This is a genomic window from Enterobacter sp. 118C5 (assembly GCF_034107645.1).
Classification (GTDB): Bacteria; Pseudomonadota; Gammaproteobacteria; order Enterobacterales; family Enterobacteriaceae; genus Enterobacter; species Enterobacter nematophilus.
On sequence record NZ_JAWNEU010000006.1, the window covers coordinates 60,557 to 83,128 of the forward strand.

20 protein-coding genes are annotated in these 22,572 nt (G+C 58.7%); 11 read left to right on the plus strand and 9 right to left on the minus strand.

Annotated features, from left to right (window positions below; genetic code table 11):
- Positions 1-52 precede the first annotated feature (52 nt).
- Together ybbP and ybbA are read right to left on the minus strand one after the other, a co-directional pair.
- Positions 53-2,467 carry a putative ABC transporter permease subunit YbbP gene (ybbP, locus tag UTO39_RS12840; RefSeq protein WP_320727328.1) on the minus strand — a complete coding sequence of 805 codons (2,415 nt, stop codon included), beginning with the start codon at positions 2,465-2,467 and terminating at the stop codon, positions 53-55.
- Positions 2,464-3,150: a putative ABC transporter ATP-binding protein YbbA gene (ybbA, locus tag UTO39_RS12845; protein ID WP_041912055.1), complete on the minus strand. Its 687-nt coding sequence runs from the start codon at positions 3,148-3,150 to the stop codon at positions 2,464-2,466. The genes ybbP and ybbA overlap by 4 nt, the downstream gene beginning before the upstream one ends.
- Here ybbA and tesA point away from each other — a divergent pair.
- Genes tesA through UTO39_RS12860 form a run of 3 tightly spaced genes read left to right on the plus strand, consistent with a single transcriptional unit; the run spans position 3,121 to position 5,456 of the window.
- Positions 3,121-3,744, plus strand: coding sequence for a multifunctional acyl-CoA thioesterase I/protease I/lysophospholipase L1 (gene tesA / locus UTO39_RS12850; protein WP_061098994.1), 624 nt, complete (start codon positions 3,121-3,123; stop codon positions 3,742-3,744). The genes ybbA and tesA overlap by 30 nt on opposite strands.
- Positions 3,734-4,543, plus strand: a complete 810-nt coding sequence (locus UTO39_RS12855; RefSeq protein WP_151413928.1) for an SDR family oxidoreductase — start codon at positions 3,734-3,736, stop codon at positions 4,541-4,543. Before tesA ends, UTO39_RS12855 begins: the two co-directional genes overlap by 11 nt.
- Positions 4,544-4,601: 58 nt before the next feature.
- Positions 4,602-5,456, plus strand: coding sequence for a co-chaperone YbbN (locus UTO39_RS12860; protein ID WP_320727329.1), 855 nt, complete (start codon positions 4,602-4,604; stop codon positions 5,454-5,456).
- 49 nt (positions 5,457-5,505) lie between these two features.
- Here the strand turns inward: UTO39_RS12860 and fetB are convergent, their stop codons facing one another.
- The gene (gene fetB / locus UTO39_RS12865) at positions 5,506-6,288 is read right to left on the minus strand and encodes an iron efflux ABC transporter permease subunit FetB (RefSeq protein WP_320727330.1); all 783 of its coding nucleotides are present in this window, start codon (positions 6,286-6,288) and stop codon (positions 5,506-5,508) included.
- Positions 6,281-6,952: an iron efflux ABC transporter ATP-binding subunit FetA gene (gene fetA / locus UTO39_RS12870; protein ID WP_320727331.1), complete on the minus strand. Its 672-nt coding sequence runs from the start codon at positions 6,950-6,952 to the stop codon at positions 6,281-6,283. Before fetA ends, fetB begins: the two co-directional genes overlap by 8 nt.
- Before the next feature lie 246 nt (positions 6,953-7,198).
- Here fetA and UTO39_RS12875 point away from each other — a divergent pair, with 246 nt between their 5' ends.
- From UTO39_RS12875 to UTO39_RS12885, 3 genes are all read left to right on the plus strand, one after another.
- Entirely contained in the window at positions 7,199-8,056 is an 858-nt protein-coding gene (locus UTO39_RS12875) for a hypothetical protein (RefSeq protein WP_061098999.1), read from the plus strand.
- 110 nt (positions 8,057-8,166) lie between these two features.
- Entirely contained in the window at positions 8,167-9,084 is a 918-nt protein-coding gene (locus UTO39_RS12880) for an SPFH domain-containing protein (protein ID WP_320727332.1), read from the plus strand.
- Positions 9,077-9,529 carry an NfeD family protein gene (locus UTO39_RS12885; protein WP_061099001.1) on the plus strand — a complete coding sequence of 151 codons (453 nt, stop codon included), beginning with the start codon at positions 9,077-9,079 and terminating at the stop codon, positions 9,527-9,529. The genes UTO39_RS12880 and UTO39_RS12885 overlap by 8 nt, the downstream gene beginning before the upstream one ends.
- Here the strand turns inward: UTO39_RS12885 and cueR are convergent.
- Positions 9,526-9,936 carry a Cu(I)-responsive transcriptional regulator gene (gene cueR, locus UTO39_RS12890; RefSeq protein WP_028012206.1) on the minus strand — a complete coding sequence of 137 codons (411 nt, stop codon included), beginning with the start codon at positions 9,934-9,936 and terminating at the stop codon, positions 9,526-9,528. The genes UTO39_RS12885 and cueR overlap by 4 nt on opposite strands.
- A 108-nt stretch (positions 9,937-10,044) precedes the next feature.
- Between cueR and copA the strand changes: the two genes are divergently transcribed.
- The 3 genes from copA to ybaK all read left to right on the plus strand — a co-directional run bounded on the left by copA (position 10,045) and on the right by ybaK (position 14,066).
- Positions 10,045-12,543: a copper-exporting P-type ATPase CopA gene (copA, locus tag UTO39_RS12895; RefSeq protein ID WP_320727333.1), complete on the plus strand. Its 2,499-nt coding sequence runs from the start codon at positions 10,045-10,047 to the stop codon at positions 12,541-12,543.
- Between the two features lie 50 nt (positions 12,544-12,593).
- On the plus strand, positions 12,594-13,388 hold the full coding sequence (locus tag UTO39_RS12900; protein WP_061099003.1) for a TraB/GumN family protein: 795 nt from the start codon (positions 12,594-12,596) through the stop codon (positions 13,386-13,388).
- Positions 13,389-13,586: 198 nt separating this feature from the next.
- The gene (gene ybaK / locus UTO39_RS12905) at positions 13,587-14,066 is read left to right on the plus strand and encodes a Cys-tRNA(Pro)/Cys-tRNA(Cys) deacylase YbaK (protein WP_021241623.1); all 480 of its coding nucleotides are present in this window, start codon (positions 13,587-13,589) and stop codon (positions 14,064-14,066) included.
- A 122-nt stretch (positions 14,067-14,188) separates the two neighbouring features.
- Here ybaK and ushA read toward each other — a convergent pair whose 3' ends face one another.
- Entirely contained in the window at positions 14,189-15,841 is a 1,653-nt protein-coding gene (ushA, locus tag UTO39_RS12910) for a bifunctional UDP-sugar hydrolase/5'-nucleotidase UshA (protein ID WP_320727334.1), read from the minus strand.
- A 169-nt stretch (positions 15,842-16,010) separates the two neighbouring features.
- Here ushA and UTO39_RS12915 point away from each other — a divergent pair, with 169 nt between their 5' ends.
- Both UTO39_RS12915 and ybaL read left to right on the plus strand, forming a co-directional pair.
- A complete protein-coding gene (locus UTO39_RS12915) occupies positions 16,011-17,231 on the plus strand; it encodes an MFS transporter (RefSeq protein ID WP_320727335.1) in 1,221 nt (406 codons plus the stop codon).
- Between the two features lie 232 nt (positions 17,232-17,463).
- Complete coding sequence (gene ybaL / locus UTO39_RS12920; protein ID WP_266179616.1) at positions 17,464-19,140, plus strand: YbaL family putative K(+) efflux transporter; 1,677 nt, start codon at positions 17,464-17,466, stop codon at positions 19,138-19,140.
- 106 nt (positions 19,141-19,246) lie between these two features.
- On the opposite strand, the gene UTO39_RS12925 is transcribed toward ybaL, so the two are convergent.
- The 3 genes from UTO39_RS12925 to adk all read right to left on the minus strand — a co-directional run bounded on the left by UTO39_RS12925 (position 19,247) and on the right by adk (position 22,345).
- The gene (locus UTO39_RS12925) at positions 19,247-20,551 is read right to left on the minus strand and encodes an inosine/guanosine kinase (protein WP_061099007.1); all 1,305 of its coding nucleotides are present in this window, start codon (positions 20,549-20,551) and stop codon (positions 19,247-19,249) included.
- Between the two features lie 62 nt (positions 20,552-20,613).
- On the minus strand, positions 20,614-21,576 hold the full coding sequence (gene hemH / locus UTO39_RS12930) for a ferrochelatase (protein ID WP_061099008.1): 963 nt from the start codon (positions 21,574-21,576) through the stop codon (positions 20,614-20,616).
- A 124-nt stretch (positions 21,577-21,700) separates the two neighbouring features.
- Positions 21,701-22,345: an adenylate kinase gene (gene adk, locus UTO39_RS12935; protein ID WP_320727336.1), complete on the minus strand. Its 645-nt coding sequence runs from the start codon at positions 22,343-22,345 to the stop codon at positions 21,701-21,703.
- Between the last annotated feature and the right edge of the window lie 227 nt (positions 22,346-22,572).

Below are 22,572 nucleotides of genomic sequence, written 5' to 3' on the forward strand. Positions count from 1 at the left end.
TAAGCATTACGCACCGGCATAAAAACCGGTGCGTAATTATTACCATACTAAATCAATTCACAAACTGCCGGAACAGGGCCTTGCCCTTTAACAACCGCGCACCGAGCCAGCCCCCGCAGAGGGAGAGCAGCACCGCGCCGCAGAGAGGAAGTATCAGCCAGAGACGCCAGTCAGGCTCCCACGGGAAGTCGAAGACCTTCGTCTGCAGCACCGCCAGCGCCGTCTCAGCGCCAATCGCCGCGACCAGACCCGCCACCAGCCCCAGCAGCGCAAACTCGCTCCAGAGCGTCATGCGCAGCAGGCGCTTGCCCGCCCCGAGCGTGCGGTAGACTATCAGCTCCTGATGACGCTGGCGCATGCCCACCTGCACCTGAGCCAGCAGCAACAGCACGCCGCAGATTGTCACCAGCACTACCATCACCTCCAGCGCGCGGCTCACCTGCTCCAGCACCTGCCCCACCTGTTTCAGGATCGCGCCAATATCCAGCAGGCTGACCGTCGGGAATTCCCGGTTAAGCTGGGTCAGCATGCCGTTGCCGTTTTCCCAGCGGAAACTGGTCAGCCAGCTCTGCGGCTGTCCGTCCAGCGCGCCCGGCGGGAAAATAAAGAAGAAATTCGGCCGCAGGCTTTCCCAGTCCACTTTACGCAGGCTGGTGACTTTGGCGGTAAAATCCTGAGTATCGCCGGTGAAGGTCACGCTGTCCCCGAGCTTCACGTTCAGGCGCGTCGCCAGCCCCTCCTCCATCGACACCTCCCCCGCTTTCGGCGGCCAGGTCCCGGCGGTAATCGGGTTATGGTCGGGACGTTTCTCCTGCCAGGTCAGGTTGAGCTCGCGGTTAAGCGACTCGTCCTTGTTCCCCTCGGTTGACTGGCCGTTGATCTGCGTCAGACGCGCGCGGACGATGGGGTAGAACGACTCGGGGATAATGTGATGCTCCGACAGGAAGCCCTTCAGCGGCGCGACCTGTTCCGGCGCGATGTTGATCAGGAAATAGTTCGGGCTTTCCGGAGGAAGCTGCTGCTGCCAGCGATCCAGCAGATCCCCGCGCAACACGAGAAGCAGCGCCAGCAGCATAAACGACAGCGAAAAGGCCGACAGCTGGCTGAGCGTTGACCAGGGCTGATGCAGCAGGCGGTTGACCGCCAGCCGCACGGGCAGGGATTTTACCGTCAGCCTTTTCAGGACGTTGAGCAGTATCCAGCCCAGCACGCCGCACAGCAGCGCCAGCACAACCGCCCCGGCCAGCACCGCCCACAGCAGCGTGCTACCGCCCATCAGCCAGGCCAGCAGCCCGACCGCAACAGCAATAATCACCGGAAGATAGAACTTCAGCGGCCAGACGTTCGCCACCACATCGTTGCGCAGCACGCGCAGCGGCTGCGTCGCGAGCAGCAGGCGGTACGGGCGCAGCCCCACCAGCACCGAGATCACCGTCATCGCACCGATCGCCCACAGCCACGGCCAGAGGCTTGCCGGGGGCAAGGCGGCAGGCAGCACCGGTTTCAGCATCACCATCAGTAGCTTTTCAAACAGCAGCCCTATTATTACGCCAGTCAGCGCAGAGAGGACCAGCAGCATCAGCCACTGGCCGACAATCAGCCTGCGCAGCTGCGCCCGCCCCGCGCCGAGGGTTTTAAGGATCGCTACCAGGTCGTAGCGGCTGCGGCAGTAGTGCCCCATCGCCACGGCAACCGCCGCCACCGCCAGCAGCAGGGTCAACAATGCCGAAAGCAGCAGGAACTGTTGAGAACGCTCCAGGGATTTGCCGAGCGCCCCCTCGTCCTGCTCCAGCCCGTACCAGCGGTGCTCCGGCTTGAGCTGCGGCAGAAGCCATTTTTCATACGCCTCCAGCTGGGCAGGCGTGCCGCCAAACTTGTAGCGCCAGGTCACGCGGCTTCCCGGCTGGACGGCATGGGTGGCCGGAACATCGGCGGTGTTCATCAGCAGGCGCGGCGCAAGCTGGAACGGGTTAAAGCCGGAGTCGGGCTCCTGCACCACTTCCCCGGCGATTTTCAGCGTCGCGTCGCCCACGTCGATACTGTCGCCGGGCTTCAGGTTGAGAAGCGCCATCAGGCGCGATGCCAGCAGCACCGTGCCGGGCGTCGGCTTTAGCCCCGGCGGGCTGGTTTGTAATTCCCCGTACATCGGGTAGATATCGTCCACAGCCTTGACGCTGGCGAGCTGCGGGGTGTCCCCCGCGAAGGTCATGGTCTGGAAGGTGATTTGCTCTCCCACCTTCAGCCCTTCTTTGCGCGCTTCCTCAATCCAGCCAGGCGGAACAGGACGCGAGCTTTGCAGCGCCCGGTCCCCGGCCATAAATTCGCGGCTCTGCTGGCTAAGCCCTTTTTCCATGCGGTCGCTGACGCTGCCGAGCGCCAGCACGCAGGCCACCGCCAGGCTTAACGCCAGCCAGACAATCAGCAGCGAGGGCGAGCGCCATTCGCGCCAGAACCAGCGGGCGATCATGCTTCCTCCTGAAGAATACCGTTCACCAGCCGCAGGCGGCGGTCGCAGCGGGCGGCGAGCTGCGGATCGTGGGTCACGAGGATCAGCGTGGTGCCATGTTCGCGGTTAAGCGAAAACAGCAGGTCAGCAATTTTGTCGCCGGTTTTACGGTCAAGGTTGCCGGTGGGCTCATCGGCAAACAGCACTTCCGGGCGGCCGTTAAAGGCGCGCGCCAGCGCCACGCGCTGCTGCTCGCCGCCGGAAAGCTGTGCGGGAAGATGGTCGAGGCGCTTGCCCAGGCCGAGCTGTTCCAGCAGCGCCTTCGCATGCGTGCGGCTTTCGCGGCTCTTTTCGCCGCGCAGCAGCGCCGGGAGCTCGACGTTTTCCAGCGCGTTCAGCGTCGGGATCAGCATAAAGGACTGAAAGACAAAACCGATGTGGCGCGCGCGCAGCGCGGCTCGCGCCTCTTCATCAAGCTGGTGCAGCGGCTGCCCGACAAGGTGGACTTCCCCACTGCTACCGTCGTCCAGACCGGCCAGAATCGCCAGCAGCGTGGACTTGCCGGAACCGGATTCGCCAATCAGCGCGATGGTTTCGGCGCGTTTGACAACGAGTTCAACTCCGGTAAGGATTGAAAGCTCCTGCTCCCCCTGACCGACGGACTTCTTAAGACGATGAACTTCAACACTGTTTTCCGCTGGCATTTGCCCTTCCTGTTTTTGATGCTGATGACCTTCCGCGCGGCGGCAGCGGACACGTTACTGATTCTTGGCGACAGCCTGAGCGCGGGCTACCGCATGGCGGCCAGCGCGGCCTGGCCGGCTCTGCTCAATGATAAATGGCAAAGCAAGACAACCGTTGTCAACGGCAGCATCAGCGGCGATACCTCGCAGCAGGGGCTGTCGCGCCTGCCTGCGCTGCTCAAGCAGCATCAGCCGCGCTGGGTGCTGGTTGAGCTTGGCGGTAATGACGGCCTGCGCGGCTTCCAGCCTCAGCAAACCGAGCAAACGCTGCGCACCATTTTGCAGGACATCAAGGCGGCAAACGCCCAGCCGCTGCTGATGCAAATTCGCCTGCCCGCCAACTACGGTCGTCGGTATAATGAGGCCTTTAGCGCGATCTACCCTAAGCTTGCCAAAGAGTTTGATATTCCGCTCCTGCCATTTTTCATGGAAGAGGTCTATCTCAAACCCCAGTGGATGCAGGACGACGGGATCCACCCCAATCGCGATGCGCAGCCGTTTATTGCCGACTGGATGGCAACGCGGCTGGCTCCTTTAGTTAAACATGACTCGTAATTCAGCGGAGTTCCTGACAGGTAAAGTTATGCAAAAATCGGTCTTAATTACAGGATGTTCCAGCGGAATCGGCCTCGAAAGCGCGCTCGAACTCAAGCGCCAGGGATTTCGGGTGCTGGCAGCCTGCCGCAAGCCTGACGATGTCGAGCGCATGAACGGGCTGGGCTTCACCGGCGTTCAGCTGGATATGGACTCGCCGGAAAGCGTTGAACGCGCCGCCGACGAGGTGATAGCCCTGACCGACAATCGTCTGTACGGGCTCTTTAATAATGCCGGTTACGGCGTGTATGGCCCGCTGGATACGCTCTCGCGCGAAACGCTGGAGAAGCAGTTTTCGACCAATTTCTTCGGCGTCCATCAGCTCACCATGCGGCTCCTTCCGGCCATGCTGCCGCACGGCGAAGGGCGCATCGTGATGACATCGTCAGTGATGGGGCTGATTTCCACCCCGGGTCGCGGCGCCTACGCGGCCAGTAAATATGCGCTGGAAGCCTGGTCCGACGCCCTGCGCATGGAGTTGCGCCACAGCGGCATTAAGGTCAGCCTGATTGAGCCCGGCCCGATCCGCACCCGCTTTACCGAAAACGTTAACCAGACCCAGGCGGACAAGCCGGTCGAAAACCCCGGCATTGCCGCACGCTTTACCCTCGGGCCAGAGGCGGTGGTTGCCAAAGTGCGCCATGCTTTTGAGAGCGAGCATCCTAAAATGCGCTATCCGGTGACGCTGGTCACCCATGCCGTCGGCTGGCTAAAGCGCCTGCTGCCGGGCAGGATAATGGACAAAATTTTGCACGGCTGAGTTGAAGCGACGACGCTCATCCCCATGTAAAGAGTAAACCGACAAAAGAGAAAGCCGCATGTCCGTACAGAATATCGTCAATATTACAGAAGCAAACCTGCAGCAGGTCCTCGAACAGTCGATGGCTAAACCGGTGCTGTTCTACTTCTGGTCTGAGCGCAGCCAGCACTGTCTGCAGCTGACGCCGGTGCTGGAAAGCCTTTCCGCGCAGTACAACGGTCAGTTCATTCTCGCTAAGCTGGACTGTGACGCCGAGCCGATGGTCGCGTCGCAGTTTGGTCTGCGCGCCATTCCAACCGTCTATCTGTTCCAGAACGGCCAGCCTGTTGATGGCTTCCAGGGGCCACAGCCGGAAGAGGCGATTCGCGCCCTGCTGGATAAAGTGCTGCCGCGCGAAGAAGAGCTGAAAGCGCAGGAAGGCATGGCGCTGATGCAGGAAGGCAAATACGACGAGGCGCTGCCGCTGCTGAAAGAGGCGTGGCAGCTGTCGAACCAGAACAGCCAGATCGGCCTCCTGCTGGCGGAAACGCAGATCGCCCTGCACCGTTCAGAAGACGCGGAAGCCGTGCTCAAGACGGTCCCAATGCAGGATCAGGACACCCGCTATCAGGGACTGGTGGCGCAGATTGAGCTGCTGAAGCAGGCGGCGGACACCCCGGAAATTCAGCAGCTGCAGCAGCAGGTGGCCGACAACCCGGCGGATGCCGCGCTGGCAAGCCAGCTGGCGCTGCAGCTGCATCAGGTGGGGCGTAACGAAGAGGCGCTGGAGCTGTTGTTCGGCCACCTGCAGAAAGATCTGGGTGCCGCAGACGGCCAGGCGCGCAAGATGTTCCAGGAGATCCTGGCCGCGCTGGGTACCGGAGACGCGCTGGCGTCGAAGTATCGTCGTCAGCTGTACGCGCTGCTCTACTAACAAAAAAATGCCCGGTTCGCTAACGCTTACCGGGCCTACACAAACAGGCTTAATCCGCTTTTTTCAGCTGTGTCACCACCAGCTGGTGGCGCGCGTTGTAGAACTTCCGATAGGTCAGGTAGCAGGCAATGATGGTTGACAGGCTCGCCGTGGAAAGCAGCATAAACGTCACCATGATCTGATACTTAATCGCTTTTACCGGATCGATACCGGCAAAAATCAGCCCCGACATCATGCCAGGCAGGCTCACCAGCCCCACCGTTTTGGCAGAATCTACGGTCGGGATCAGCGATGAACGAATGCTCTCACGAATCAGCCGCGCTGAAGCCACTTTTGGCGTCGCCCCCAGGCTTAACTTCTCCTGCAGCTGCTGCTGTTCGCTGCTGAAACGCTGGCCGAGGTTGTTGTAGCACAGGCCAACGGCCACCATGGCGTTTCCCGCAATCATCCCGGAGATAGGGATCACCTGCATCGGCGTAAACTCAATCGAGCCGGAGAGCACCAGCACCGCCAGGGTGAGCGCCGTCCCGGTGGTAATCGCGATAAATGACGAGATAAACGCCTTATCAATATATTTACTGCGCTTCTGCGCGTTCCACGCCGCGTTAAAGCAGATAAAGAGCACCATCAGCAGCGTCAGCACCGCGTGGTTGACGTTGAAAATATACTTCAGCACATAGCCGACGATGATGAGCTGAATCACCGCGCGGCAGATACTCCACACAATATCTTTTTCCAGCCCCAGCTTTTCCCGGTAGCTTACGACGATAGCAATCAGCACCAGCACCATCGAAAACGCCAGAGATTCATTGGTAATATTATGCTCACCCACGGTTGGCCTCCTGCATTTTCCCACCGTGCGGCTGGAGCGTAATCACGTCATCCGCATGGGTAATTTCGTTTGAGTCGTGCGTCACCCACAGCACGGCAATATTCTGCTCGCGGGCGTAACGATGAATAATCTCGTTGACGTTGCGTTTGTTGGCGTCATCGAGCGCGCTGGTGATCTCATCCAGCAGCAATACCTTCGGTAAGAACTGCAGATTACGGATCAGCGAGACGCGCTGCTTTTCTCCGCCCGAGAGCTCATGGATGGATTTGGTCAGCGTCTCCTTCGCCAGGCCAAAACGGACCAGATCGTCGATGAATTTTTCCGGCTCCGGCGTTTTATTGCGGATTTGCCACGGAAAAATCAGGTTATCAAAAACCGTGTCGCCAAAAAGCACTGGCGTTTGTACGCAATAAGAGACCTGCTGGCGATAGCTTTCCGGGGAAAGGGCCGCAATATCCTGCCCTTCAAACAGAATGGTACCTTCCGTTGGGCTCAGCAGTGAGGCCACAATCTTCAGTAAGGTGCTTTTACCGCAGCCTGACGGCCCCGTTATCAGCTTGAACTCACCGGGAGAAAGGTTAAACCCGACGTGCTGAAGGATCGTGTTATTCGCAACACAAAAGCCGACGTCCTTTATCTGCAAAATAGCATTTTCGTTGTTCATATTTTTTCCAGTAACCATCGAGCGCTATTAGCATAATCCGTGCCGCACGTTCGTCACAACGCGTTTTAGCACCCCCTTTCGCCTCCAAGACTTCCGATTGCGTTTACCGTGCATTCATTAGACATGCTTTACACTTTCGCTTTACAGTTTACGCCGTGACCTTAGCGACACTTCCGCATCCCTGGTTTAGAACATTCGTTAAAGTGGTGTTAAGCTCTGCCCGCAACACAATAAGGAAGTACAAGAATGTCTAATATTCACACTTTTTATGAGTTTTCTGAACTTGAACCCGGCGTGAAAACCATCGATCAGCTTCTTGCCGCCATTGCTTCAGAATCCGTTACGGCTTATGTGTTCGGGGGAGAACTTGTCCGCTTCGTTAAGGGCCTGCTGAAGATGAAGCCGGTCATTCAGCTGAAGAATTGCCGTTTTGCTTTTGACAACGGCACTCGCTTCGTTGAAATCGACGGCAGAGGGAATGTCAAAGAGTTCGAGCCGGGCAAGGTTCCGGCCTGGTTCCAGTCTCCCGGTGAGTTTGCCCGCGGCCAGTGGCTGGTCAACCATGATTTTGCTGACCTGATGACGCCGGAATTTATCCGCGCGTTTATCGAACGCTTCCCGGACGTAGGCAAACGACGCGAACACGCGAACCTGCTGTTCGATCTGCAGCTCAATAAGCTGGCGCCCGCGCAGCCCGCGGCGAAAAAGACAGGCAACGTTCAGGGCAAAACCACCAAACCCAAAGTCACCGATCTGCAGTCTTTCGAACTCTTCAGCCAGTTTTATGCGCGCATGAAAACGGCAGTCTGTGCGGACCAGTTCCCGACGCTGCAAATTCTGACGGGACACGACGCCGTCAACGACGCGCCTACCTCTCTGAAGGGCGCGGTACGCACCTGGTTCAAAGGGATCACCGGTCAGCTTCCGCCGAACAACAAGCGCGTGGGCGCGGGCAATGCGGAACTGTTCTGCGCGCCGATCCGCGAGCAGCTGCACCAGGTAGAAGAGATTGGGCTGGAGACCTTCTATCACGGCCTGTCGAAAGCCATCGCCGATGCGGGTGACGATGCGCTGATTGCTGACTTTACCTATAGCTACCACTAACGCTCTGCCCCGCCCGTCGGACGGGGCGAATTTTAGCCCATTAACCGATATACTTACGAATAGCAAACACGCGCTTTTTCTCATCAAGGCATGCAAAACAGGAGGTTTTTATGCTCATCGTTGTTCCCGTCCTTATATTCGTCGCGCTGGTTATCGTGGGCGCAGGCGTCAAAATTGTCCCGCAGGGCTATCAGTGGACCGTAGAGCGCTTCGGCCGCTATACCAACACGCTGCAGCCCGGCCTAAGCCTGATTATCCCGTTCATGGACAGAATTGGTCGCAAGATCAACATGATGGAACAGGTGCTGGATATCCCCTCTCAGGAGGTGATCTCCAAAGATAACGCCAACGTCACCATTGATGCCGTCTGCTTTATTCAGGTGATTGATGCGCCGAAAGCGGCCTATGAGGTGAGCAACCTGGAGCTGGCGATCGTCAACCTGACGATGACCAACATCCGTACCGTACTCGGCTCGATGGAGCTGGACGAGATGCTCTCCCAGCGCGACAGCATCAATACCCGCCTGCTGCACATTGTTGACGAGGCAACGAACCCGTGGGGGATCAAAGTCACCCGTATCGAGATCCGCGACGTGCGCCCGCCGGCAGAGCTTATCGCCTCCATGAACGCGCAGATGAAGGCCGAGCGCACCAAGCGTGCCTATATTCTGGAAGCCGAAGGGGTCCGTCAGGCGGAGATCCTCAAAGCGGAAGGGGAAAAACAGTCGCAGATCCTGAAAGCCGAAGGCGACCGTCAGTCCGCGTTCTTACAGGCGGAAGCGCGTGAACGTTCTGCAGAAGCGGAAGCCCGCGCGACGCAGATGGTCTCCGAGGCGATTGCCGCCGGTGATATCCAGGCCGTGAACTACTTCGTGGCGCAAAAATATACCGATGCGCTGAAAGAGATCGGCTCCGCGAACAACAGCAAAGTGGTGATGATGCCGCTGGACGCCAGCAGCCTGATGGGCTCTATCGCAGGTATCGCCGAACTGATCAAAGACAGCGGAACGAGCGTAAAAAATGATTGAGCTGATCGTTGCACATCCTCATGCCTTCTGGCTAAGCCTCGGTGGCTTGTTGCTGGCGGCGGAGATGCTTGGCGGCAACGGCTACCTGCTCTGGAGCGGTGTTGCCGCGGTCATTACGGGCCTGCTGGTCTGGATCCTTCCTCTGGATTGGGCGTGGCAGGGCGCGCTGTTTGCCGTGCTGACGCTGGTTGCCGCCTGGCTGTGGTGGCGCTGGCTTAACCGCCAGGTCAAAGAGCAGAAACCGCTGGACGCGCATCTCAACCAGCGCGGACAGCAGATTGTCGGCAAGCGCTTTACGCTCGACGCCGCGCTGGTGAACGGGCGCGGGCACATGCGCGTGGGCGACAGCTCGTGGCCGGTGGTGGCCGACGAAGACCTCAACGCCGGAACACAGGTCGAGGTCATTGCGGTGGAAGGGATTACGCTGCGGGTTAAAGCCTGCTAGACGTGGGTTTTACGATGGCAGCAGCCGGCAAGATTATCAATAATCGGGCAGTCGGCGCTGTCATCACCCGGGCAGGATTCTGCCAGCTGCAGCAGCTGTTCGCGCATCGCCTGTAGCTCAATGATGTGGCGCTCGATCTCCGCCACTTTTTCCAGCGTGCGTTTTTTCACGTCGGCGCTGTGGCGCTTCGGATCGTTAAACAGGTTAACCAGCTCGCCACACTCCTCCAGGTTAAACCCCACCTGTCTTGCCTGGCGCAGCAGCGTCAGCTCATCGAGATGCAGCTGCGTATAGCTGCGGTAGCCGTTTTCACTGCGCAGCGGCGGCGTTACCAGCCCCTTCTCTTCATAAAAGCGGATTGCTTTGCTGGTTAAGCCGGTTTTTTTGGCCACGTCACTGATATTCACATTTCCCCCTTGACCTTCCCCTTGATGGAAGGTTTAACCTTCATAACAGTTAGCGAAAAGCGTTACTCCGGTCAACAACTGACCAATATATTATACGGGAGTTTTGTTATGTCTCACACTATCGACCTGACGCTGGACGGCCTCTCCTGCGGCCACTGCGTCAAACGCGTTAAAGAAAGCCTGGAACAGCGTCCTGATGTTGAAAGCGCTGAAGTGACTATCGACCATGCCGCCGTGATCGGCAGCGCCAGCGCGGACGCGCTGATTGATACCATTAAACAGGCCGGTTATGGGGCGGAGTTAAGCCACCCAAAGGCTAACCCGCTGGCAGAGTCATCATCCCCGTCGGAAGCGCTGACAGCGGCCACCCCTGAGCTTCCGGCAGCGGATGATATTGATGACAGCCAACAGCTGCTGATCAACGGCATGAGCTGCGCCAGCTGCGTCTCCCGCGTGCAGAACGCCCTGCAGGCGGTACCGGGCGTCGCACAGGCACGGGTCAACCTTGCGGAGCGTACTGCGCTGGTGATGGGCAGTGCCTCCGCCGCAGATTTAGTGCAGGCCGTGGAAAAAGCGGGCTACGGGGCGGAGGCCATCGAAGATGACGCCGAACGCCGCGAGCGCCAGCAGGAAACGGCTATTGCCACCATGAAGCGCTTCCGCTGGCAGGCGATTGTCGCCCTGCTGGTCGGTATTCCGGTGATGGTGTGGGGCATGATGGGTGACAACATGATGGTCACCGCAGACAACCGCACGCTGTGGCTGGTGATTGGTCTGATTACCCTTGCGGTCATGGTCTTTGCAGGCGGGCATTTTTATACCAGCGCCTGGAAGAGCCTGAAAAACCGCACGGCGACGATGGATACGCTGGTTGCGCTCGGTACCGGCGCGGCGTGGCTGTACTCCATGAGCGTGAACGTCTGGCCCCAGTGGTTCCCGATGGAAGCCCGCCATCTCTATTATGAAGCCAGCGCGATGATTATCGGCCTGATTAACCTGGGCCACATGCTGGAAGCGCGCGCCCGTCAGCGCTCCTCGAAAGCGCTGGAACGCTTGCTCGATTTAACCCCGCCGACGGCCCGCGTGGTCACGGACGACGGGGAGAAAAGCGTCCCGCTGGCGGAGGTGCAGCCGGGCATGACGCTGCGCCTGACCACCGGCGACCGGGTGCCCGTCGACGGTGAAATCACTCAGGGCGACGCCTGGCTGGATGAAGCGATGCTGACCGGAGAGCCGATCCCCCAGCAGAAATCGCAGGGCGACGCGGTGCATGCCGGTACGGTAGTGCAGGACGGCAGCGTGCTGTTCCGCGCCAGCGCCGTCGGCAGCCATACCACGCTGTCGCGCATTATCCGCATGGTGCGCCAGGCCCAGAGCAGCAAGCCGGAGATTGGCCAGCTTGCTGACAAAATCTCGGCCATTTTTGTGCCGGTGGTGGTCGGCATTGCCCTGCTGAGCGCGGCGATCTGGTATTTCTTCGGCCCGGCACCGCAGATTGTCTACACCCTGGTGATCGCCACCACGGTGCTGATCATCGCCTGTCCGTGCGCGCTTGGCCTGGCAACGCCGATGTCGATTATCTCCGGCGTGGGCCGCGCCGCCGAGTTTGGCGTGCTGGTCCGTGATGCGGATGCCCTGCAGCGGGCGAGCACATTGGATACGATTGTGTTTGATAAAACCGGTACGCTGACCGAGGGCAAACCGCAGGTAGTTGCCGTAAGCACCGCCGGCATTGCGGAAGAGGACGCGCTGCGCCTTGCCGCCGCGCTGGAGCAGGGTTCCAGCCACCCGCTGGCCCGCGCCATTCTCGATAAGGCGAATGCTTCTGCCCTGCCGCAGGTCAGCAATTTCCGCACCCTGCGCGGGCTCGGCGTCAGCGGTGAAGCCGACGGCCACGCGCTGCTGCTGGGTAACCAGGCGCTGCTGAATGAAAACGGTGTTGATACGTCCGCGCTGGAAGATGAGCTGAAAGCACAGGCGTCTCAGGGTGCCACCCCGGTTCTGCTGGCGGTGGATGGCAAAGCCGCCGCGCTGCTGGCCGTACGCGATCCGCTTCGCCAGGACAGCGTGGATGCTTTACAGCGCCTGCACCGCGCGGGCTATCGCCTGGTGATGCTGACCGGGGATAACCCGATCACCGCCAACGCCATCGCGAAAGAGGCCGGTATTGATGAGGTGATTGCGGGCGTGCTGCCGGACGGCAAAGCGGACGCCATCAAGAACCTGCAAAATGAAGGTCGCCAGGTGGCGATGGTAGGCGACGGCATCAACGACGCCCCGGCGCTGGCCCAGGCGGACGTGGGGATTGCCATGGGCGGCGGAAGCGATGTCGCCATTGAAACCGCCGCCATTACGCTGATGCGCCACAGCCTGATGGGCGTTGCCGACGCGCTGGCCATTTCTAAAGCCACGTTGCGCAACATGAAGCAGAACCTGCTGGGGGCGTTCGTCTATAACTCGCTCGGCATTCCGGTTGCTGCCGGCATTTTGTGGCCGCTGACCGGCACCCTGCTGAACCCGGTGGTTGCGGGTGCGGCGATGGCGCTCTCCTCCATTACCGTGGTGAGCAACGCCAACCGTCTGCTGCGGTTTAAACCGAAGGATTGAACCTTGTTCTCGTACGCGCTAGCATGACCCTTTCCGGTCATGGAGCGCGTATGAGTCTGTTTAATCGTATAAAAGCATCGTTTCGCGCCCTCTTCCCCCGCCGCTATGACTGGCCCGGCCTGGATATCTCCCTTCCCGGCGGGCAACATCTTCATCTGGTCGGCAGCATCCATATGGGCACGCAGGGAATGTCTCCCCTGCCACCCGGCCTGATAAAACGCCTGAAGCGCGCCGACGCGCTGGTCGTCGAGGCGGACATTTCCGGCCACGAGTCGCCGTTTGCCGGGCTTGAAAGCGACCTTCCGCTGGCGGAGCGCCTGAACGACGACCAGCTCGCGGAACTGACGCGCGTGGCGGCAGAAACCGGCGTGTCGCTCTCCATGATTGACACCCTGCCGCTGTGGCAAATTGCGATGGTGCTGCAGGCCACGCAGGCGCAGCGTCTGGGTTTGCGCGGTGACTACGGCATTGATTACCAGTTGCTGAACGTGGCGCGGGCGCGCCGTATGCCCATCATCGAGCTGGAAGGGACGGACAGCCAGATTGCGCTCCTGCGCCAGCTTCCTGACGACGGTCTGATGCTGCTGGATGATACCCTGACCCACTGGCACACCAACGCGCGTCTGCTGCAAACCATGATTGGCTGGTGGCTGGATGCGCCGCCCGCGGACGGTAAGCTGGCGCTACCGTCGACGTTCAGTGAATCGCTTTATGATGTGCTGATGAATGCGCGCAACAAAGCCTGGCGAGAGACGCTGCATGCTTTACCTGCGGGGGAGTACGTGGTCGCGGTCGGGGCGCTGCATTTGTACGGCGAAGGGAATTTGCCGTCGCTGTTGAAATAAAAAAATGGCCAATATCTCTATTGGCCCGTCAAAGAGGAATTTCATCGTTTTTATTATACCGAAGTGACCTTCGGCTGAGCCGATTGTCGCTCAAAGTGACCATCACTGCCAACACTATTGCGCAAGATGGTGCTATTTTTTAGACAAACGTCAGGCGTATGCTGGCTGCATGAATTGTCTGTCGTAAGAAGGATAGCTATGACTCCCGCCGTTAAATTACTCGAAAAAAACAATATTTCTTTCCGGATCCATACCTACGATCACGATCCGAACGAAACCAACTTTGGTGATGAAGTGGTGCGCAAACTGGGGCTGAATGCCGACCAGGTCTATAAAACGCTGCTGGTCGCGGTGAATGGCGATATGAAGCATCTCGCCGTGGCGGTAACGCCCGTTGCCGGGCAGCTCGATCTCAAAAAAGTCGCGAAAGCGCTGGGGGCGAAAAAGGTGGATATGGCGGACCCGATGGTTGCGCAACGCACCACGGGCTATCTGGTGGGCGGGATCAGCCCGCTCGGACAGAAAAAACGCCTGCCGACGCTGATCGATGCGCCTTCGCAGGAGTTTGAGACGATCTATATTTCGGGCGGTAAACGCGGGCTGGATATTGAACTGGCCGCGGGCGATCTGGCGAAGATGCTGGACGCGAAATTCGCGGATATTGCGCGCCGGGATTGAATAAAAAGCCGGGTGGCGGCTGCGAGGTAAAAGCAAAACGGTAACAGGCGTTACCGTTTTTTGTGTTCGCGCCCTCTCCCGGTGGGCTGAGGGTTGGAGTGAGGGCATCAGGCCGCACAACACTACTGCCAGCTCACCTCGCCCTTCGGCTCATAGGCATTCACGTCGATCGGCGAGTTCTGCTCGATGTACTGCTTCAGCACTTCCGCATCGATAAAGCCGGTGTTTACGTAGCCCGGTTTGTTATCGATGTGCGGATAGCCGTCGCCGCCGGTGGCGTTAAAGCTCAACGTCGCCAGACGGTAGTTTTTCGCCGGATCGACTGGCTCGCCTTTGATTTTCAGATCGTTCAGCTTGCCGTCCTTCGCCACAAAGCTGACGTTGGCAAACTGCGGATAGGCACCCGAGTCCGGCTTCATCTGCGCCACGGCGGTCAGGTAGTCAACGACCTCTTTCCCGCTCATATCCGCATACACCACCACGTTGCCGAACGGCTGCACCTTCAGCACGTCTTTATAGGTGATGTTTCCGCCTTCGATGGAGTCACGAATGCCGCCGCCGCTCATCACGCCGAAGTCCGCATTCGTGCGCGCCATCTGCGCCGCCAGCACCAGATGTCCCATGTTGGTCTGCACGAAGCGGACTTTACTGCGGTCCCCTTCCAGACGACCGTTCAGCGTGCCGATTTTCACGTCCAGCTGCGCCTTGCCTTTATTCTGGAACGGCGTCAGCAGGGAGAGCATCTGCTGGTTTTCTGCGATCTCTGGCGTGTAAAGTACGCGCTCGCTTTTCCCGTCCGGGTAGGTGACTTTCTTCTTCAGGTTGACCGGAATGAGCTGATAGTGCACCAGCTTCATCTCGCCGTTGCGGAACTCGAAATCCGCGCGGCCCACGTATTTACCCCACTCGTGGGCCTGCACAATCCAGATCCCGTTCTGACGGTCCGGCGCGCAAGGCGTGCCCGGCACGTAGTCCACCTGCTTTTTGTTCTCCGACGCCATGCAGACCGGATCCTGTGAGTGACCGCCCACAATCATTGCCAGCGAGCCTGTCGGCAGGCTGCGCGCCATCTCCACGTCGCCGGGCGCATTGGAGCCGTGCTCGCCGTTATCGTAGTGTCCCATATGGGTAGTGGCGATAATCACGTCCGGCTTTTCGTTCTGCTGCAGCTCCTGAATCACCAGCTTCGCTTCGTCTGCCGGTTTGCGGAATTCGATATCGGTGAAGAACTCAGGGTTACCGATTTTTGCCGTATCGTCGGTGGTTAAACCAATGACCGCGATTTTGAGATCCTGACGCTTAAACAGCGCCCACGGTTTAAACAGACGTTCGCCGGTGCTTTTCTGGTAAATATTGGCGGAGAGGAACGGGAATTTGGACCATTTCTCCTGCTGGCGCAGCACGCTCAGCGGGTTATCAAACTCGTGGTTTCCGACGGCCATCGCGTCGTAACCGATTAAATTCATGCCGCGGAAATCGGGTTCAGCGTCCTGTAGATCGGATTCCGGCACGCCGGTATTAATATCTCCGCCGGACAGCAGCAGCACGCTGCCGCCCTGGGCCGCCACCTCTTTGCGAATGCCGTCCACCAGCGTTTTTTGCGCCGACAGGCCATACTCGCCGTATTCGCTGCGCCAGAAATGACCGTGGTGATCGTTGGTATGCAGGATGGTGATTTTATAGGTTTTATCTTTTTCATACGCCTGCGCGGGCAGGCTTGCCAGGCCCCATGCGGCAATAAGCGCCAGCGCGACGCCCCGCTTCATTAACTTCATCTTCTCTCTCCCTGACCAATAGACAAAGGCAAAAATTACAGTGACTAACAAGAATAGACAAATAAGTTTTCAGAATTGCGACTTTCTTCAAATGTCACGGACGGGTATGTTAGTCGGATAATAATTACACCCTGCATCTCTAATAACTAAAGACGTGGTAATTCTCTCTATGGCAATCAGTGAATCAACCCAGCCCGCTCCGGGCGCGCCGGCGTCGTCGCCGGCATCGCGCACCTCTTTTAAAGTTTTAGGCGCAATCAGCCTCTCGCATCTGCTCAACGACATGATCCAGTCGTTGATTCTGGCAATCTACCCGCTGCTGCAGTCCGAGTTTTCCTTAACCTTCGTACAGATCGGGATGATCACCCTGACCTTCCAGCTGGCCTCGTCGCTGCTGCAGCCGGTGGTGGGCTACTGGACGGATAAATACCCGATGCCGTGGTCGCTGCCGATAGGCATGTGCTTTACCTTAAGCGGGCTGGTGCTGCTGGCCATGGCAGGCAGTTTTGAAGCGGTTCTGCTCGCCGCCGCGCTGGTAGGGACCGGCTCGTCCGTCTTCCATCCGGAGTCCTCACGCGTGGCGCGTATGGCCTCCGGCGGCCGTCACGGGCTGGCGCAGTCGCTCTTCCAGGTAGGGGGCAACTTCGGTAGCTCCCTCGGCCCGCTGCTGGCGGCGGTGATCATCGCTCCGTACGGCAAAGGCAACGTGGCCTGGTTTGTGCTGGCCGCCCTGCTCGCCATTGTCGTGCTGGCGCAGATCAGCCGCTGGTACGCCGCCCAGCATCGCGTGAACAAAGGAAAACCTAAAGCAAAGGTTATCAATCCCCTGCCCCGTAATAAGGTCATTCTTGCGGTCTCCGTGCTGCTGGTGCTGATTTTCTCGAAATACTTCTACATGGCGAGCATCAGCAGCTATTACACCTTTTATCTGATGCAAAAATTCGGATTATCGGTACAAAACGCGCAGTTCCATCTGTTTGCCTTCCTGTTCGCGGTCGCTGCCGGAACGGTCATTGGCGGGCCGGTGGGGGATAAGATTGGCCGTAAATATGTCATTTGGGGCTCAATCCTCGGCGTGGCGCCGTTTACCCTTATTTTGCCGTACGCAAGCCTGGAATGGACCGGGATTTTAACCGTGATAATTGGTTTTATCCTCGCCTCCGCGTTTTCCGCCATTCTGGTCTATGCCCAGGAGCTGCTGCCGGGCCGTATCGGTATGGTTTCCGGGCTCTTTTTCGGTTTCGCCTTCGGCATGGGTGGCCTTGGCGCGGCCGTATTAGGGATGGTTGCGGATCACACCAGCATCTACCTGGTTTACAAAATCTGCGCTTTCCTGCCGCTTCTTGGGATGTTGACCATATTCCTGCCTGATAATCGTCATAAAGCGTGATTTACGGGTAGCTAAATTTATGCTTTGGCTACCCTTCCCCCTTATGCCATAAGGTTTTCCTCTTCATCCCCGCTATGAATTTATCAATATGCGCCTTTTAAGGCGCATATTGCCGTTTTATTCAAACTTCAACAATTATTCATAAACATAAGGGCAAAAATTGTCATAAACTATTACCTGGTTTTTTGGTATTCACGCCAAAAATGGAACACTCACCGCGAAAGGAGACGGAATGCACCACGCCACACCGCTTATTACCACCATTGTTGGTGGACTTGTGCTCGCTTTTATCCTTGGCATGATTGCCAATAAGCTGCGTATTTCTCCTCTTGTCGGCTATTTGTTAGCGGGTGTACTGGCGGGGCCTTTCACGCCAGGCTTCGTGGCGGATACCAAACTGGCGCCAGAGCTGGCGGAGCTGGGCGTGATCCTGCTGATGTTTGGCGTTGGTCTGCATTTTTCTCTGAAGGATTTGATGGCGGTAAAGTCGATCGCCATACCGGGAGCGATCGCCCAGATAGGGGTGGCGACGCTGCTGGGGATGGCGCTTTCGGCAGTGCTGGGCTGGTCGCTGATGACCGGCATCGTATTTGGGCTGTGCCTCTCAACCGCCAGTACCGTGGTGCTGCTGCGCGCGCTTGAAGAGAGGCAGCTGATAGACAGCCAGCGCGGGCAGATCGCAATAGGCTGGCTGATTGTGGAAGATCTGGTGATGGTGCTGACGCTGGTGCTGCTGCCCGCCGTCGCCGGAATGATGGAAAAAGACAACATCGGCTTCGCCTCGCTGGCGCTGGATATGAGCATCACCATCGGTAAGGTGGTGGCCTTTATCGCCATCATGATGCTGGTGGGGCGCCGTCTGGTGCCGTGGATCATGTCCCGCAGCGCGGCGACCGGCTCCCGCGAGCTGTTTACGCTCTCCGTGCTTGCGCTGGCGCTGGGCATTGCCTTTGGCGCCGTCGAGCTGTTCGACGTCTCCTTCGCGCTGGGCGCGTTCTTCGCCGGGATGGTGCTGAACGAGTCCGAGCTGAGCCACCGCGCGGCGCACGATACCCTGCCGCTGCGCGACGCCTTCGCCGTGCTGTTCTTTGTCTCCGTCGGCATGCTGTTTGACCCGATGATTCTGGTTCAGCAGCCGCTGGCCGTGCTGGGCACGCTGGCGATCATTATCTTCGGTAAGTCGGTCGCCGCCTTTTTCCTGGTGCGGATGTTCGGCCACTCCCCGCGTACGGCGCTGACGATTGCCGCCAGCCTGGCGCAGATCGGTGAGTTCGCCTTTATTCTGGCCGGTCTGGGCATGGCATTGAACCTGCTGCCGCAGGCGGGGCAAAATCTGGTGCTGGCGGGCGCGATTCTGTCGATTATGCTGAACCCGGTGCTGTTTGCCCTGCTGGAAAAATACCTCGAGAAGACCGAAACCCTCGAAGAGCAGACGCTGGAAGAGGCAACGGAAGAAGAGAAGCAGATCCCGGTAGATATTTGTAATCACGCCCTCCTGGTAGGCTTTGGCCGCGTCGGCAGCCTGCTCGGTGAGAAGCTGATGGCGCAGGGGATCCCACTGGTAGTGATAGAAACCTCACGTACCCGCGTCGACGAGCTGCGCGAGCGCGGCATTCGTGCGGTGCTGGGCAATGCGGCGAACGAAGAGATCATGGAGCTGGCGCATCTGGACTGTGCCCGCTGGCTGCTGCTGACCATTCCGAACGGCTATGAAGCGGGAGAGATTGTGGCCTCCGCGCGTGAGAAGTGCCCGAATATCGAGATTATCGCCCGGGCGCACTATGACGACGAGGTGGAGTACATTACCGAGCGCGGTGCGGATCAGGTAGTGATGGGCGAGCGCGAGATTGCGAATACGATGCTGACGCTGCTGGCGAAACCGCCGGTTGAAGAAGGAGTGACGGGCTAGCTTGTGCGGTCTGATCACCCCTCACCCTAACCCTCTCCCCATGGGGGAGAGGGAACTTAAACACCCTCTCCCCCATGGGGAGAGGGCCGGGGTGAGGGGCCTTCTCTTACCTGTCCCAGTACGCCTCTTCGAGGCTGTCTTCTCGTTCCGGCAGACCGCGCGTTAAGCGCGGAGAATGCTGGTTCAGCACCTGATAGCTCACGCGGTTCGCGTACTTACACACCTGCGCCAGCGAGGAATAGGTCAGCCAGCTGAACTTGTGCTTGCTGGAGTTCGGCACGTTGGTTTTATGGTAGGCGTTGGCGGTAATGTCGTGCAGCAGCGCGGCCAGCGCGCCGTCGCCCGCGCCGTTAGTGTTCATAATCTTCTCCGGCCCGCCCATATACGGTGCAATGTGGGAGTAAATACGCAGCGGATTGACGCAATCTTTGTGGCGCATGCCGCGGCTGAACTCGTACTGGTTGAACTCGGCAATCGCGCCCGGCAGCAGCGGGTGCTGGGTTTTGCGTTTGCTCTCTTCTTCCGTGAAGCCTGCCATATACAGCCCAACCGGGCCAGCGGTGCAGAGCACCAGGTCCACCCAGTCCAGCGCTTTATCAGACGCCAGCAGCGGATCGCTCTCGCCGGTCAGCGCTTCGGCCTCTTCTTCGTTCATTGCCAGAATCGAGACGTGCTCCTTCAGGAACGCCTGCCACCACTCCGGGTTATCGGCAATCACGAATTTAGTGCCCAGGGTTAACACCACCGGCACATCGTACTTTTTGGCGTACTCAATCGCCTTCATGGTCGCTTCCGGCATCGGCTCGCCCGGCTTGCAGCGCACCAGGTAGGAGGTCAGCACCAGCGCAGAGGCGCCCGCGATCACCTCTTCAGGAATGCTTTCCGCGCGCAGCTTGTTCATATGGCCCGGGCTGATGGCAAAGGTACGCTCGCCGGATTCGCCGATCAGCGTAAAGCAGCGGCCAATCGGCCCGTCTACGCCCTGGAGATAGTTCAGATCGGTACGGCTGGAGGTGTTGCACAGGTAGCGGTAGGCGTAGCCACCGATTTCGATATTGCTGCACATCACGCCGAGCAGGACCGAGCGGTCGTCTGCCAGCACCGAGTAGTTGTGCATGGTGTTGCCGATGGTGCCGCCGGCGAACTGGTGGGTAATCAGGTTTTCGCGCACCAGCTCCTGGTACAGCGCTTCGGCAACGTCGTCCTCAATCACCAGGGAGTGACCGGCGCTCAGACCGTAACGGGCGACAAACTCATCATCCACTTTCGCTTCAATGTCCACCAGCGTCTGGTCGATACCGACGACCCAGGCCGCGCTGGTTTCATTTTCAGGCTGGATTTGCTGCAGGAGCGGATCGCGGGCATCGACGGGAAAGTAGTGTTTGGATTTACGTTTACCGGGAAATTTCATGGTCTGAACTGTACGAAGAATATGGGCCGGGAATGGTAGCACAAACCCGGCCCGGAGTGCGATCAGCGGCTGTTCGTCACCAGCGAGACCATCATGTCGATATGCTCAGGCGAGTCGTTAAGCGCCGGAATGTATTCGTACTTTTCGCCACCAGCCTCAAGGAAAAATTCCCGGTTTTGCACCGCGATCTCCTCCAGCGTTTCCAGACAGTCCGCCGAGAAGCCCGGCGACATCACCTGAATGTGCTTCACGCCCTTCTCGCCGAGCATTTTGAGGGTTTCATCGGTGTACGGCGTCAGCCACGGCTCGCGACCAAAGCGCGACTGGAAGGTCATCATCACCTTCTCCGGCGGCAGGCCGAGGGCGGAGACCAGCTCGCGGGTGGTATCGCGGCAGCGCTGCGGGTAATCATCCCCTTCGTTGGCGAAACGCTGCGGGATCCCGTGATAGGAGAGCAGCAGCAGATCCGGCTCGCCGTGCTTTTCAAACGACGCGCGCGCGCTGTTGGCAAGCGCCTTGATGTAGAGATCGTTATCGGCGTAATCGCGGATAAAGGTCACGCCCGGAATGCGGCGGCGGGTTGCCAGAATGCGGGCCAGCTCGTCCCAGACGGCGGCCACCGTCGAGCAGGAGTACTGCGGATATAGTGCCAGCACGACGATATGGTCCACGCCCTGCGCCAGCAGGGAGTCCACCGCGCTTTTCAGGGACGGTTTGCCGTAGCTCATGCCGAGCGCGACGGGCATATCCGGCAGGCGGGCGGCCAGCGCTTTTTCCTGACGGCGGCTGTAAACCATCAGCGGCGAACCCTCTTCCATCCAGACGGACTGATAGAGTTTGGCGACGCGCGGAGAGCGAATCGGCAGAATGACGCCACGCAGCAGCGGCCACCACAGCAGTCTCGGAAAATCCACGACGCGCGTGTCGCTTAAAAATTGTCGCAGGTAGCGTTTTACCGCGTCTGGAGTGGGTGCTTCTGGAGTGCCCAGATTGGCAAGCAGGATGCCGGTTTTCGCCTGACTCATTCACGCCTCTTAACCATTTGATAGGTTGTCAATTGTAGCGGAAATGCGTTTAAACGAAACCCATTGCTGTAATAGGTAAGATGAGAATATTTCTCACCCGGGAGCCCGGGTGAGAGGAGTGCGATTAGCCGAGGATTTTTTCCAGCTCTGCACGTACGTCAGCCACGGCTTTGGTGCCGTCAACTTTGGCGTATTTGGTGTTACCCGCCTGCGCTTCTTTGGTGTAGTAGCCGATCAGCGGCGCGGTCATCTGATGGTATTCCACCAGACGTTTACGCACGGTCTCTTCCTGATCGTCTTTACGGGTGGTCAGCTCTTCGCCGGTCACGTCGTCTTTGCCTTCAACCTTAGGCGGGTTGAATTTGATGTGGTAAACGCGGCCAGAGGCAGCGTGCACGCGACGGCCAACGATACGGTCAACGATCAGCTCGTCCGGTACGTCGAACTCCAGGACGTAGTCCACGTTGATGCCCGCTTCTTTCATGGCGTCAGCCTGAGGAATGGTGCGCGGGAAGCCGTCCAGCAGGAAACCGTTATGGCAGTCTTCCTGCGCAATGCGCTCTTTAACCAGCGCGATAACCAGCTCGTCGGTTACCAGCTTGCCTGCGTCCATGATGTCTTTCGCTTGTTTACCCAGCTCGGAGCCAGATTTAACAGCGGCGCGCAGCATGTCACCGGTGGAGATTTGCGGAATACCGTATTTCTCCATGATGAACTGAGCCTGAGTTCCTTTACCCGCGCCCGGAGCGCCAAGCAGAATAATACGCATTGCGAAAATCCCCTCAAATGTCGTTTCAATTTTTCAAAAGCGCTAAACAATACCACCAGAACGGGCGTGGCTCAAGGAAGGCGGGAAGGCTGAAACGGTTAATGGGGGGAGATAATTTGGGAGGGTGCGGTTGATTCCCCTCACCCTAACCCTCTCCCCAGAGGGGAGAGGGGACGATTATACCCTCTCCCCTCTGGGGAGAGGGCCAGGGTGAGGGGCAGGTGTTT

What these genes read in the sequence shown, in the direction of transcription:
- ybbP (WP_320727328.1), bottom strand. Translation starts at nt 2,467, where the DNA reads ATGATCGCCCGCTGGTTCTGGCGCGAATGGCGCTCGCCCTCGCTGCTG.
- copA (WP_320727333.1), top strand. Translation starts at nt 10,045, where the DNA reads ATGTCTCACACTATCGACCTGACGCTGGACGGCCTCTCCTGCGGCCAC.
- UTO39_RS12915 (WP_320727335.1), top strand. Translation starts at nt 16,011, where the DNA reads ATGGCAATCAGTGAATCAACCCAGCCCGCTCCGGGCGCGCCGGCGTCG.
- ybaL (WP_266179616.1), top strand. Translation starts at nt 17,464, where the DNA reads ATGCACCACGCCACACCGCTTATTACCACCATTGTTGGTGGACTTGTG.
- ybbA (WP_041912055.1), bottom strand. Translation starts at nt 3,150, where the DNA reads ATGCCAGCGGAAAACAGTGTTGAAGTTCATCGTCTTAAGAAGTCCGTC.
- UTO39_RS12900 (WP_061099003.1), top strand. Translation starts at nt 12,594, where the DNA reads ATGAGTCTGTTTAATCGTATAAAAGCATCGTTTCGCGCCCTCTTCCCC.
- ybaK (WP_021241623.1), top strand. Translation starts at nt 13,587, where the DNA reads ATGACTCCCGCCGTTAAATTACTCGAAAAAAACAATATTTCTTTCCGG.
- adk (WP_320727336.1), bottom strand. Translation starts at nt 22,345, where the DNA reads ATGCGTATTATTCTGCTTGGCGCTCCGGGCGCGGGTAAAGGAACTCAG.
- UTO39_RS12880 (WP_320727332.1), top strand. Translation starts at nt 8,167, where the DNA reads ATGCTCATCGTTGTTCCCGTCCTTATATTCGTCGCGCTGGTTATCGTG.
- UTO39_RS12885 (WP_061099001.1), top strand. Translation starts at nt 9,077, where the DNA reads ATGATTGAGCTGATCGTTGCACATCCTCATGCCTTCTGGCTAAGCCTC.
- tesA (WP_061098994.1), top strand. Translation starts at nt 3,121, where the DNA reads ATGAACTTCAACACTGTTTTCCGCTGGCATTTGCCCTTCCTGTTTTTG.
- UTO39_RS12855 (WP_151413928.1), top strand. Translation starts at nt 3,734, where the DNA reads ATGACTCGTAATTCAGCGGAGTTCCTGACAGGTAAAGTTATGCAAAAA.
- fetA (WP_320727331.1), bottom strand. Translation starts at nt 6,952, where the DNA reads ATGAACAACGAAAATGCTATTTTGCAGATAAAGGACGTCGGCTTTTGT.
- UTO39_RS12925 (WP_061099007.1), bottom strand. Translation starts at nt 20,551, where the DNA reads ATGAAATTTCCCGGTAAACGTAAATCCAAACACTACTTTCCCGTCGAT.
- UTO39_RS12860 (WP_320727329.1), top strand. Translation starts at nt 4,602, where the DNA reads ATGTCCGTACAGAATATCGTCAATATTACAGAAGCAAACCTGCAGCAG.
- ushA (WP_320727334.1), bottom strand. Translation starts at nt 15,841, where the DNA reads ATGAAGTTAATGAAGCGGGGCGTCGCGCTGGCGCTTATTGCCGCATGG.
- hemH (WP_061099008.1), bottom strand. Translation starts at nt 21,576, where the DNA reads ATGAGTCAGGCGAAAACCGGCATCCTGCTTGCCAATCTGGGCACTCCA.
- UTO39_RS12875 (WP_061098999.1), top strand. Translation starts at nt 7,199, where the DNA reads ATGTCTAATATTCACACTTTTTATGAGTTTTCTGAACTTGAACCCGGC.